The organism is uncultured Paraglaciecola sp. (assembly GCF_913058035.1).
GTDB lineage: Bacteria > Pseudomonadota > Gammaproteobacteria > Enterobacterales > Alteromonadaceae > Paraglaciecola.
Map to the genome: position 1 here is coordinate 1 of NZ_CAJXPA010000133.1, position 12,707 is coordinate 12,707.

Here is a 12,707-nt window from a genome sequence, read left to right on the forward strand (position 1 = left end):
TTCAAAAGACTACTACCTAAGACGCTTATTCTAATAGTTGGAACTTTTAAGAGGGTAATTAGAGGTGTTATCGATGGGTTGATGACGTTGATTGACGAAAGTTTGTAATTGAAACAAAACTTTAGCTAACTCCAAACCTTTGACTGTCCGATACCTCAGTAAATTTAAAGTCCAAGGTGTCGTTACTGACTGAAAGTTGATAGCTCGAATGGGCCGGGTAGTCTATAAAAAAGGGCTGGCAGGTAATGCCGACTAAATTAATTACTGTTCTAGTACAGATTTTTCAACGGAATATCCAAGAGTTGAAATTGTGTAAAAAATCTGACGGTGCGCTATATTTTGAAAATTCTGACTGTCCTGAGACTGCTTAAAGGAGCCAGATGGTGCATAAAACGCAACCTCAAAAACATATTCTATTATTTGAAGCAACACGAAAATACTGATCATCCGCTTACATTCGTAAATGTTAAAGCGTGTAAAAAATCCTGACAGTCGGCTGAGTGCCATCTGCAGACCTTCACTGAGGGGGAAAAAAACCTGAAAAGTGGGCTGTGACATTGCCAAAGGTATCGGCTAACCGACTTTTATAATGAATGTCTGCGCAATGCGTGTAAAGCTGATGTATAAGTTTTAGGATGACCCTGACTCCAGTTTTACCAGTCTTAAAAGTGACTCAGCCCTAAACAGCTTTGCCACTACTCCCACTATTATAAACTAAATTTTTATTGTACGCGTATGATGCACACATAAGATTATTAAACCACCAAGGAGACACTAGCTGAAATATTTACAGAACAGCTTAATAGATATAAATAAAAAGTATGCTGACCAACAAGAGTTCATTCAAGCGGTCGAGGAAGTGGCAGCAGATGTTGGCAGTTTATTTGAAAATAATAAACAACTAGTTGAGCTAAACATTTTTAACAGACTTGTGCATGCAGATCGGATCATTAAGTTCAGAGTTACTTGGCAAGCAGATAATGGAGACGTTCACGTCAACACCGGATATCGAGTGCAACACAGTAATCTTATTGGTCCCTATAAAGGTGGGCTTCGTTTTCACCCGTCTGTAAACGAGTCAATACTCAAGTTTTTGGCGTTTGAGCAAATGTTTAAAAACGCGTTGACGGGCCTACCTATTGGCGGAGCAAAAGGCGGTTCTGATTTCGACCCTAGTGACAAATCAGAACCTGAAATCATGAGATTTTGCCAAGCTTTTATGAACGAGCTTTATCACTATATTGGAGACCAAGTCGACATCCCAGCCGGAGACATCAATGTTGGCAGTCGAGAGATTGGTTATTTGTTTGGCCAGCATCGCCGTTTAACAAAAAAATTCTCCGGCGCCATTACCGGTAAAGAATTAGAGTATGGTGGCAGCCATGTTAGAACTGAGGCTACTGGTTTTGGCCTGCTGTATTTTGTTTGTGAAATGTTAGGGCGGCTCGACAAGAAAATAGAAGACCTAGTTGTTAGTGTTTCTGGCAGCGGTAATGTTGCTTTACACGCGGCTCTTAAAGCAATTCAACTAGGCGCTAAGGTTATTACGCTATCTTCGAGTCAGGGGCACCTATTTGTCGAGGACGGGTTTTGTGAAGCTCAGGTTAATCAGTTAATCGCGGCGAAGGGCTCTAGCACAGAAAAACTGAAAAGCCTCAATATTGGCGAGTGGGTAGATAAACATGGCCCTTGGCAGCATTGCTGTGACATAGCACTACCTTGCGCCACCCAAAATGAAGTCACCATAGAAGCAGCCAAGCAACTGGTTGAAAGTGGCTGCATGCTTGTGGCTGAAGGTGCCAACATGCCTTGCACAAAAGAAGCGGTAGATTGGTTTGAGGACAAAAAAGTGCTCCACGCGCCGGGAAAAGCATCCAATGCTGGAGGCGTAGCACTATCAGCGTTAGAAATGGGACAAAATGCCGATTTTTCTCGGCGCTCTTTTGCAAAGCTGGATGAGCAGCTGCGGGAAATAATGCACACAATCCACGACAATTGCCTGCAAGAATTGAATGATGCAGATGAAAAATATTTGAATTATAGGAAAGGTGCAAATCTTGCGGGGTTTACTCTTATAGCGAGTGCAGCTATCGCTCAAGGCATTTAATATCAGCCTTGTAGCGGCTTGAAAATTTTTTCAAGCCTATGATTCAATTCTATATTCTGTGATTTGTTGAGAAAGGATCTTAGAACATAAGAGGCGACTCAGGAGAGCGAGAGTGCAGTGGAACAGTTTTTATTACGTTGTGTAAGCTCATGCCGGCTTTGAGTAAGAAACATTTTACTCAAAGCTGCTCGAGACTCACTATGCGCAATTCGATGTACGCCTCTGTGTTTAAGAGTACAGCAGCCTAGAAAAACTAGTGGAAGAGCTCCATGAAATGAAGTTGTTCAAGTCCAGTACGGCTCAAGAAGTTCAAGCAACTGACACAAGACTACCTGCATCATATTCAGGAAAACAAAAAATAGAGGACATAAGTAGAGGGCATTAGAGGTCGGCTCCAAATTAAAGTCTAAACCTGATTTAAACTCATCATCTAAGTCATTATTGTGCCAAGGAAGCCAAGATTCCTAGTGGTTGTTGTGACGGAACATGTTATTTAACATGGAAAAAAACAGGTGAGCTTTACAAAGTTCTGATTGCTTTGCTAATCCAATAATTTGATAGCTTGACCATTTGTACTTTGAAGGCTTTGTAACAATATTGGCCCGTCTAGATGAAACTCAATATAACGAGATGACTCAAGCAAGTAATTCTCTGCTTAAGCCCAGCAAGATGTATAACGCTCGTCCCATTATGTGCATGTGTGTTTTTATATGTCGTTAAAATAATGTATATAATGCCTGTTAAATGGTTGCACGACTTGGCTGATCCCCCATTCGTTATGGGGGTGAAAAGTATGTGAACGTGATAGACAAGAAACCTAGGGGGGCAGGTTGGTTGAAAAATAGTAATCATTTGATTTTTGGAAACAACTATAAAGACACCCATCCTAATAAATCGAAAAACTATTTTTTGGCTGCTCGTTGTCATGTGTGTCTTGTTAATTCTCTTTGTTAATTCCTCTTGTTAGTTCCTTTTAGTAACAAAACTATAAATAAAGTTGAGCTTGGATCGCGCTATGAAAGTTTAAGCTCAAATTATTACCACACACAATAGTCAGGGGGTCCACAAAGGCACCATAGCGGGAATTAAAAGGCGTGATGCCAAACTACACCCAAGGTCTGAAATTCGCTTCATGAATCAATACCAGGTTCTACGTTACGGCTATGCACACCTTTCAATAATTGTGGTGCACCGCAAGCAAACTCGATGTTTTCAATACCACGCTGTAATTCGCCTGCGGCGTCGTGACTAATTTTACCGTACTCTTGACCTATAAGCTGAGCAATGTGATGTGCGTTATCTTCTAGCAACTGCTAAAACTTTCACATTACTTTGGCACGCTTAACAACAGGTGCGTTGCGCCAAGCAAGAAAAGCAGTCCGCGCAGCGTTAATAGCTTATTGCACCGTCTTTTTGGATAACTGCAGCACCGTTTTTTCTACAATACCCGTCGCTGTGTTACAGACGTCTTGAGTCCGCCCTTCCTTCGTGAGCTAATGACTGGCCGTTAATAAAATGCCCTGTGTTGTCATGTTTTCACTCGAAAAAAGCCAGCAATCCACGCATAAAAGACGTGTGGCAATTTAATTTCAATATTAATTCTTGAATTAAAAGGCTAGACAAAAATCTTAGAATTGCTGTCGTAAGGACTAAAGCCACTTGCTAGTATTTAAAAGTAAAACGTAATCCACTTTTCTACCACAGGCTTGTTATTCAACCAAATTTTATTCGTTGCCTTTATCCAAATGGTGGTATCCGCGTTGATAATATATTAAGGAGCCAGCTTGTTTTTTTTGTTTAATGCCTACCACTTCACAAAAAATCACATCATGAGTAGCCACACTTTTTAGTTCGGTAATTTTACAATCAAACGAAACCGCTGCATTTGTTAATACAGGTGCGCCTGTGACCAAGGTTTCCCAGGTTGCGTTAGCAAACCGTTCTTCCATTGGTGCTTTACCACCAAATAAGTTCGATAAATTATCTTGACCTACATCTAAGGTATTAATAACTAGGCTGTCACTTTCAAGAAAGGTTTTGTGAACCGACGCTCCGCGATTTAGGCAAACTAACAAGGTGGGGGGGTTGTCACTCACACTGCATACCGCCGTAGCGGTAAAGCCAACTTTAATATTGCCAACCTCAGTGGTCACTATATTCACCGCACCTGGAAATGCAGACATGCCCTGTTTAAATTCTTCAGCTGAAATACAAGCCACTTCTGGTTCTACTTTTACTTCTTTTAGTGCACTCATGGCTTATTTCACTCCTATTTAGATGTATATTTCTTTAGATTATTTTACAAGCTTGCTCGAATGTTAATCGAGGCAAACGTTTATGGGACTTTTCACCATCGCCATAACCTAGGTTTATGAGGAAATTCACTTTCCACTTGTTCTCGCAGAAAAAGGTCTCATTCAACAAATTAGGATCAAACCCAGACATAGCGCCGATATCTAATCCCAAAGCCCGTGAGGCACTAATCAAATAAGCGCCTTGCATAGAACTATTACGCATAGCGGTTTCGTAAGCTGCTTCTGGACTAGATGTAAACCAGCTTTTGGCATCGGCATATGGAAACAATGTCGGTAATTCTTCATAGAACTCTTCATCGTAAGCCACAATAACCGTGCAAGGAGCTGTCATGGTTTTTTCTACGTTACCACTAGACAATGAGGGTTTAAGCTTTTGTTTGCCCTCTTGTGAGGTTACAAATACAAATCTTGCGGGGCTACAGTTGGCTGATGTTGGACAAAGTTTTACCATGTCATAGAGTTGTTTTATTAACACCTCAGGGATCGCTTTGTCTTGCCAGCTCACATGAGAGTGAGCCTCAGTGAAAAGCTGAGCTAATGCATTGTCATCTAATGTTGAGGTCATAAAATATTTTCCAAAATAGTCCGGTTATTTAGCGTCATAGTGAGATAAATGTGTGAGTAAAAGATCATTAAATATCTTAGGCTCGGTTATCGTGCAGGCATGTCCACCATAATCAAAGACTCGCAAAGTCCCATTGACCAAACCTGATGCTAATATTTCTGAGCGTTGCCAGGGCACTAACATATCATCTTTATTGGCGACCACTAATGTGTCTGTTTCTATAGCCCCAAGTTGCGAGTCTATATCAAACTCGCTTAGCGCTTTAATACGAGCCAATAAATTGTCTTGATTAGGAAAGTGCTCCAACATATGTTGCTCTTCTTGTTCTAATCGCTGGATGTTGAGCATGATCCAGTCTGGCGGATATAAAAATAACGCTTGAGCTTGTAAATACATTTCGGGGGGGCTGTTATGCAACAAAGATTGACGCACCCGAAAACAGCGTAAAGTGTGTGGGTTTGGGCTACTCCACGCATTAATCAATACCAAACTTTGCAAAATTTCAGGCCGTTGTAGAGCAATATTCAAACCTACTAAGCCGCCCAATGCATGTCCGATAAAATGACAATGGGTTATCTTTGTATGGTCTAAGAGTGCGAGTAATTCATCCGCCATCGATTGAATAGAATAATCTGAAGGTAAACTCGCTGGACTTCTCCCTGTTCCATTTTGGTCATAAACAATAACCCGGTAACCACTTTGCAAAACCGGTAACTGCGCCTGCCAAAAATGTGCAGAACCACCCAATCCTGAACTCAAAACAACTGTGGGAGCATCTGGGTTTTTCGAGCCAAGTATTTCAAAGTACATAATTAAGCTCCATCAAAAACAACAAAAAAGGGCTGTTTAAAATATGTATCTGATTTTTCTAGCAACCCACTAGCAGTCATTAACGTCATTAACCTATATGCGCTATGCTGGCAATTTCGACTAAAGCATCGGGTTTAACTAAACCGCACTGAATACAATAGCGAGCAGGCTTTTCGCCGGGGAAATATTCGGCATACACTTTATTCAGCGCAGGATAATCGTCCCAGTTTGTGATCATAATGGTGTTAAAAGTGACATCATCCATAGTGCCACCAGCGGTTTCAACCACAGCTTTGATGGTTTCCAACACGTGGCGGGTTTGTGCTTCAGCGTCACCCACATGCACTACATTATTGTCTTTATCAAAAGCGAGTGTTCCTGATACATACAAGATGTTGTCAGCCATAGAGCCGGGTACAAAGGGTGCAAGTGGCTTACCGCTTCCAGCTGGAATAATTGATGTTTTACTCATGGTTCGTTACCTTCAATGTTAAATTAATAAATATGACTTTATGCCATTTGGTTTACTTACTGACGGCTTTACAAAATTCTTCAACACTGGATATCCAACCGAAAAAAGTCGCAATATTAAATAGTGATGATGCTTGAATAACATCTGAGCCTGCTTGATGTGTGGCATCCGCCAGCACCACACCAAAATATTCAAGGAAAAAACCATCACGCAACGTTGACTCTACACAGACATTAGTGGCGATACCGGTAAAAACTAAATTGCGAATACCACGGCTGCGCAACATGCTGTCTAAGTGGGTATTGTAAAAGCCGCTGTATCGAGTTTTAGGGATAATAATGTCACCATCTAGCGGTTTGAGTTCGTCAACTAGCTCATAATCCCAGCTGCCTTTCGCTAACAACGTCCCCATTAGTTCAGGCTGCTTGCGCATAGTTTTTAGCGCGTTAGATTTGTACCAGTTAGGCGAGCCTGGTCCTCCAGCTTCTGTATATTCTTTATCCCAACCGTTTTGAAGAAAGACGATGGGTATGCCCACTGCTCTCGCCGCTACAATAGCTTTAGCCGTTTGGGCAATCACCCGCCCAGTGCTAGAAATATCAAAACCAGCTTTATCTAAATATCCGTTTTTACTGGCATAAGCGTTTTGCATATCCACTACAATTAGCGCTGTTTCTTTGATATTTAGCGCTAGAGGTTCTGGTTTAGCAGACAAAATCACTTCGTTTGGCATATCACCTTTGCAATAACCCGCCACTGCGTATTCAACAACCTTTGACATTAGACCACCGCTGCTGCTGCTGTTAAGTGCTGTCGTGATGTCATTAAAGGTTGAATCTTTTGACCGAAGTCATCCATGCCCTGAATAAACTCATCAAAGGTCAGCAGTACCCCTTCACAACCGGGCACAGTATCAATTTCATCCAGCATAGCTGCGACAGAAGCGAAAGAACCAACCAGTGTACCCATATTCAAGTTCACGGCTGAAGTTGGGTCAGTCATGTCACGAATGTTGGTATCTTTGCCTGATTTTTTGTCGACTGCGCCTTGATTCGTCATCCAATCCAAGGCGCTTTGATCTTTACCCTCTTTGTACATTTCCCACTTGGCCATGGCTTTTTCATCAGTTTCATCTGCAATGACCATAATAAGCACCACTGAACCTACGTCACGACCGGCCTTCTGAGCTACTGATATTAAACGCTCTGACGTAGGTGCAAATGCAGTTGGCGTATTAACGCCTTTACCAAAACAAAAATTGTAATCGGCATGCTGGGCTGAAAACTCCATACCTGCTGTACTTTGACCAGCACAGATAATAGGGATCTTCTTCTGAGGCATAGGCAGCATGCGGCAGTCGTCCATTTGGAAATGTTCGCCTTTAAAATCACTTTTCCCGGTTTCCCATAACTCTTTACATACTTTTATATATTCCCCTAGGTACTCGTAACGATTTGAGAAAAACTCATCGCCAGGCCACATACCCATTTGTGAATACTCAGGGCGCTGCCAACCCGTTATCAGATTTACCCCAAAACGTCCACCAGAAATAGAATCAATGGTGGTGGCCATACGAGCCATAATAGCGGGCGGCGTGACCAACGTAGCAGCAGTTGCATATAATTTTATTTTCTTCGTCACTGCCGCTAAACCCGCCATAAGGGTAAAAGATTCTAGGTTGTAGTCCCAAAATTCGGTCTGCCCACCGAATCCGCGTAACTTGATCATAGAAAGTGCAAAGTCCAAGTCATAATGCTCAGCTTTTTGCACAATTTCTTTGTTCAAATCAAAGGTGGGTTTGTATTGTGGTGATGTTTTAGAAATCAGCCAGCCATTGTTGCCAATTGGAATAAATACGCCTACGTCCATTATCGCCTCACTTTTATTTTTTACTGCCAACAGACATATTATGTCGTTGGAGATGTTAAATGATGAGTGACAAATAAAACCTTGCAAACTCAATCACGCTTAATCATGACTTAGCATAAACCAGACCAATCATATAAAAATCATTATATACAATAACTTATGTGAAAAAATAATCCAAAACAGACCGTTTAGTCCATGCTGGAGCATTAAGTTTGTGCACGTTTGCGCAAAAATGATGCAACACTAAATAAACGGCCAGGTTGAAGCACAGTGCACGTTGAAGTTGAATAAACTAGATAAATAAAGGAGGAGGTTTTACACTTGTGTCATAAGTAGTCAGTAATTAGATGAAAACACCTTTGGTTAAAATAAAAACAACAAAACAAAAATCAACCAGAAAGTTAAGCCCAAGCGCCGAAAGAAGACGTGATCAGGCTCAGCAGAATAAGCGTAAAATTATTATGCACGCTGCGCTAAATTTGTTTTCACGCAGCGGCGTGCACGGCACCAGCGTCGAACAGGTAGCAGATAAAGCTGACGTTTCTAAAACCAACTTGTTATATTATTTTAGTAGCAAAGAACAGCTCTATTTAGAGGTAATAAAGCAGCTTTTAGACGTCTGGCTTCAACCTTTACAGGGTTTTAGCGTCGAGCAGGATCCCATCCAGACCATTAGCAATTATATAAAAACCAAGCTTGAGCTATCCAGAGACAACCCAGCTGAGTCACGTTTATTTTGTATGGAAATGGTGCAAGGCGCGCCTTTACTATTCAATGAACTTAATTCACCATTGCGGGCACTGGTTGAGTCAAAAGTACACGTTATTAATGCATGGATTAAATTAGGTAAACTAGCTCCTGTAGACCCATACCATCTGATATTTTCAATCTGGGCTACCACTCAGCACTATGCAGATTTTCGTATACAAGTGGAAGCGGTCACCGGCAAGACCCTCGACGATCCAGATTTTTTTGCCACTACCTTAAAGAATCTACAAAGCATTATTCTTAATGGTGTACGCCCGATTAAATAACGAACAGACATCGATGTAACGTGAGGACGTTTTACTGTGCCACAATGGGTGTAAAAACTAGCTCTTTGTTGTTTAAGACCAATCAGATAAATCAAGCTCATACACAAAAAAATCACATGAATGCATACCCAAAAGCCTAGGCTTTTAACAATCGCAATAAAACGAAGTAAAACCTGCTTCCGAGCACAAGCGAGTTAACATGCAAGAATTAACAAGCCACCCATTGTAAATACTTGGTCGAATTACAACGGGTGATGTATTAGAAATTGATTTATTGCCTTTATTTTGAAGGCTTAAAAATTTCTTTTGACCGTTACCCCAGCAGTTCTGGGTTTAGCATAAGAAATTTGTGTCGTGCCGTAGAAACCTGTTACATCAAAACCAATCAAAGCATGGTCAGAATCAGTCAGGTTGTCTACATAGGCAAACACACTCCATTTGTCTTCGTTATCAGTCCAAGCTAGATTGGCATCCGCTTTAAAGTGACTGTCAATCCTATGTGCAGTGAAATTTCTAGCATTATGGAATGTATGAGATTGATAAGAACCACTTACTTGTACCGCAACATTACCGCTTTGAATATCCCAATTGTAACGAACAAGACCTGAAGCTTGTAATTTAGGTGTGTATGGAGGAGTCGTATCTTTAAAGACGCCAGAAGCCACTTCAAGGTTTTCAACTTTTGCATCGACATAAGACATGCCAAACATGATGTCTAATCCCTCACCAGCGTTGAGAAATATCTCTACTTCTGCACCCGTAAAATTCGCTTGTTCATTAAATACTACCCCAGCGTTATTTACCCATGAAAAAGACTGATAGTCTGAATAATCATAGTGAAATAAACTACCATTTATCTGCACCTTACCTTCGTTTAACGTATGTTTTGTGCCCGCTTCATAAGAAACTAATACTTCAGGTTTATAACGACTAAATCCACCAAATAAGGGAGCATTAAAACTACCTGCTTTTACCCCGCGATTGATACCAGCATAATAAAGGGTGTCAGTATTGGGAGAATAGTCGAGTTGTATTTTAGCTGACCATAAATTTTGATCATTATCTAAATATGCTTCTTCAAACAACACTCCGTTTAAGTCAACTTCAATGATTCGGTCATTAGTATTCGCATTTGAAAAAACTAGACCGTCTAAACTTTTGTTTTCTTTGATGACACGTGCACCAGCAACCAAAATTAAAGAGTCGGATAAGTAATAATCTATTTGTCCAAATAATGACAAAGAGTCAGTACTTATGTCAGCTAAGGTATTGACCTCTTCACCAGCAAGAAAACCTGCCGAAGGAGAAGCAGCAAGACCCTGAATATAATCTGTATCAATCCCTAAATAATAAAGACCACTTACCCAGCTAAGAGAATCACTTTCACCAGAAAAACGAAACTCCTGACTAATTTGATCTATGTCTCCGTCTGATTGAAAAATCAGCTCAGGAGAGGCTGTTTGATCGGAGTCGAGTCCAACAACCCGAGTAAATTTCTTGTAATCGGTAATGGAGACTAATTGCATAAAATCAAAGTCATAATTAACAGTTGCCATTAAACCTTTTGATTCAATTTTGTTTTGATCATCAAAAGCGAAATCTTTATTAACTTTATTACCGCTGCCATCTGGGTCGAAGTTACCATTAAAGTCGCCACCTTGGACAGGGCGTAGCGGATCACCGTTAAAATTGGCGTCAACACATTGACCTAACTGAATCTTGTCACATCCAAGAGGATCATCCGCAGCAAAAATAACATCGATAATGTTGCCGTTTTCGTCAGCAATTTCAGTGGTATTAACGACTTGATAGGGGCCTTCACTTTTTGTCGTTTTAGCCCAATTTGCGTTAAACAACACTGAGCCATTGTCATTAATATCAAACTCAATTTGACCACGAATAGCTTGAGTATCGTCATTGTAACCATCTTCGCCGCCCCCTACTGAACCCTCTCGAGTATCAGGTTCAGAACCATCCTGATAAATGTTTTCTAAAATTTCACCCTGTTGATTAGATAAAATTGAAATACGCCCCCTCACAGAATCTGAAAGACTGCCAGAAAGAGCGCCTTCTAAGCGAAATTGCTCAAAACTGGCAGCAGTAAACTCTGCATAACCTTCTGTTTCATCACTAGGTTTGGCGGTGATGGTGTTGACTAATCCACCTGTGGCGTTGCGTCCAAATAGTGTACCTTGCGGACCTTTTAAAATTTCTACCCGTGCTAAATCAAATATGCCAAAGGTTTGCGCTTGTGTGCTAGCCAAATATCCACCATCGACATACACCGCCACCGGTGCCTCAGCAATATCCGCATAATCATTTTGTACTACACCCCGAATATTGAAGATGGCTCGCTGACCACCAATATCACCCGCCAGCGATACCCCCGGCGTAAATGCGATTAAATCGATACTATCGTCAAACCCAAGCTTATCCATTTGTTCACCACTAAACGCGGTAACAGCAATGCTCACATCATTTAGGTATTGTTCTCTTTTTTGCGCGGTGATAAGGATTTGCTCAAAAACGCCCGGTGAAGAAGCAACTTCCTCAGGAGTATTTAACTCTTGTGCTTGTGAAAGTGCCGTGATGACTGCCAGCGGCAATAAACTTAATTTAAGTGTTAATGTGTGTTTTTTTATCATTTTTATTCCCCTGTTTTATCGTTATAAATGTCAAACTCAATCGCCCACGCTTCCCCCTTATCCGATAAAAAAATCGAATAAAGAACTAACGGTTTTCTATTACATGGTAATTTTTTAGATATATTTGCTTGTTCTAACGCCCATCGCTGATGAAGTGACTACTGCCTTTTTAAGCAGTAATAAAGCGTTGCGCCGAGGATTGAACCTGTAAACCAGCCATAGTCATAAAACCAATTCAGATACCCCGTTGTTAAAGTGAATATGGTCAGTGCTACTGGGATAAGAAACGCTGCCATTCCTTGATAATTAACGTCCGCATAGCGCCCACCTCGTTGGTAGAGAGACACCAAATCTAACTGTTGTTTATTGATCACAAAATAATCAACAATCATGATCCCCGCGATAGGGCCTAACAAACTTGAATATCCCATCAGCCAGTTTGAATAAATCGCTTCAACGCTTACATCGGAGTCAACCCAATGCATTTTTTTCAATAACTCCCAACTCATCATTAGCAGAGCAATTAACCCGCTCAGTAATACGCCACGTTTTTCACTAATAAATTTTGGAGCAAGGTTTTGAAAATCATTGGTGGGAGACACAATATTTGCGGCACTGTTGGTTGAAAGTGTGGCAATAATAATTAAGATCATGGCAATGGCGACAACCATTGGGTTGCCAACTTTACCGATAAGATTGATTGGGTCGGTGATTGTTTCACCCACCAGCACTGTGGATGCGGATGTAAGTATTACACCCAGAGAGGCAAAAAATAACATGGTTAACGGGAGCCCTACTACCTGGCCCACAATCTGATCTTTTTGTGATTTTACATAACGGCTAAAGTCTGGAATATTTAAGCTCAAAGTAGCCCAAAAACCTACCATGGC

Annotated in this window: 10 protein-coding genes and 1 pseudogene; 2 read left to right on the top strand and 9 right to left on the bottom strand. The window is 41.1% G+C overall.

The window, feature by feature from the left end; translation table 11 throughout:
- Nucleotides 1-778 precede the first annotated feature (778 nt).
- Nucleotides 779-2,107, top strand: a complete 1,329-nt coding sequence (gene gdhA / locus QZ562_RS15425) for an NADP-specific glutamate dehydrogenase (protein WP_293761921.1) — start codon at nt 779-781, stop codon at nt 2,105-2,107.
- A 1,016-nt stretch (nt 2,108-3,123) separates the two neighbouring features.
- Here the strand turns inward: gdhA and QZ562_RS15430 are convergent.
- The 7 genes and pseudogenes from QZ562_RS15430 to rutA form a co-directional block, all read right to left on the bottom strand.
- A pseudogene (locus QZ562_RS15430) lies at nt 3,124-3,619 on the bottom strand (aldehyde dehydrogenase family protein); the annotation flags it as partial.
- 212 nt (nt 3,620-3,831) lie between these two features.
- Nucleotides 3,832-4,362 carry a flavin reductase gene (locus tag QZ562_RS15435; protein ID WP_293761902.1) on the bottom strand — a complete coding sequence of 177 codons (531 nt, stop codon included), beginning with the start codon at nt 4,360-4,362 and terminating at the stop codon, nt 3,832-3,834.
- Between the two features lie 34 nt (nt 4,363-4,396).
- Complete coding sequence (locus QZ562_RS15440) at nt 4,397-4,987, bottom strand: malonic semialdehyde reductase (RefSeq protein WP_293761904.1); 591 nt, start codon at nt 4,985-4,987, stop codon at nt 4,397-4,399.
- A gap of 24 nt (nt 4,988-5,011) precedes the next feature.
- Entirely contained in the window at nt 5,012-5,797 is a 786-nt protein-coding gene (gene rutD / locus QZ562_RS15445; RefSeq protein ID WP_293761907.1) for a pyrimidine utilization protein D, read from the bottom strand.
- A gap of 88 nt (nt 5,798-5,885) precedes the next feature.
- Nucleotides 5,886-6,269, bottom strand: a complete 384-nt coding sequence (gene rutC, locus QZ562_RS15450; RefSeq protein ID WP_007640642.1) for a pyrimidine utilization protein C — start codon at nt 6,267-6,269, stop codon at nt 5,886-5,888.
- A 52-nt stretch (nt 6,270-6,321) separates the two neighbouring features.
- The gene (rutB, locus tag QZ562_RS15455) at nt 6,322-7,050 is read right to left on the bottom strand and encodes a pyrimidine utilization protein B (RefSeq protein ID WP_293761911.1); all 729 of its coding nucleotides are present in this window, start codon (nt 7,048-7,050) and stop codon (nt 6,322-6,324) included.
- A complete protein-coding gene (gene rutA, locus QZ562_RS15460; protein WP_293761913.1) occupies nt 7,050-8,138 on the bottom strand; it encodes a pyrimidine utilization protein A in 1,089 nt (362 codons plus the stop codon). Before rutA ends, rutB begins: the two co-directional genes overlap by 1 nt.
- 347 nt (nt 8,139-8,485) lie before the next feature.
- On the opposite strand from rutA, the gene rutR reads away from it, so the two are divergent.
- Nucleotides 8,486-9,172, top strand: a complete 687-nt coding sequence (rutR, locus tag QZ562_RS15465) for an HTH-type transcriptional regulator RutR (protein WP_293761915.1) — start codon at nt 8,486-8,488, stop codon at nt 9,170-9,172.
- 293 nt (nt 9,173-9,465) lie between these two features.
- Here the strand turns inward: rutR and QZ562_RS15470 are convergent, their stop codons facing one another.
- Together QZ562_RS15470 and QZ562_RS15475 are read right to left on the bottom strand one after the other, a co-directional pair.
- Nucleotides 9,466-11,817 carry a TonB-dependent receptor gene (locus tag QZ562_RS15470; protein WP_293761917.1) on the bottom strand — a complete coding sequence of 784 codons (2,352 nt, stop codon included), beginning with the start codon at nt 11,815-11,817 and terminating at the stop codon, nt 9,466-9,468.
- A gap of 158 nt (nt 11,818-11,975) precedes the next feature.
- Nucleotides 11,976-12,707: cytosine permease (locus QZ562_RS15475; protein ID WP_293761919.1), on the bottom strand; the 732-nt coding region annotated here is incomplete at its 5' end.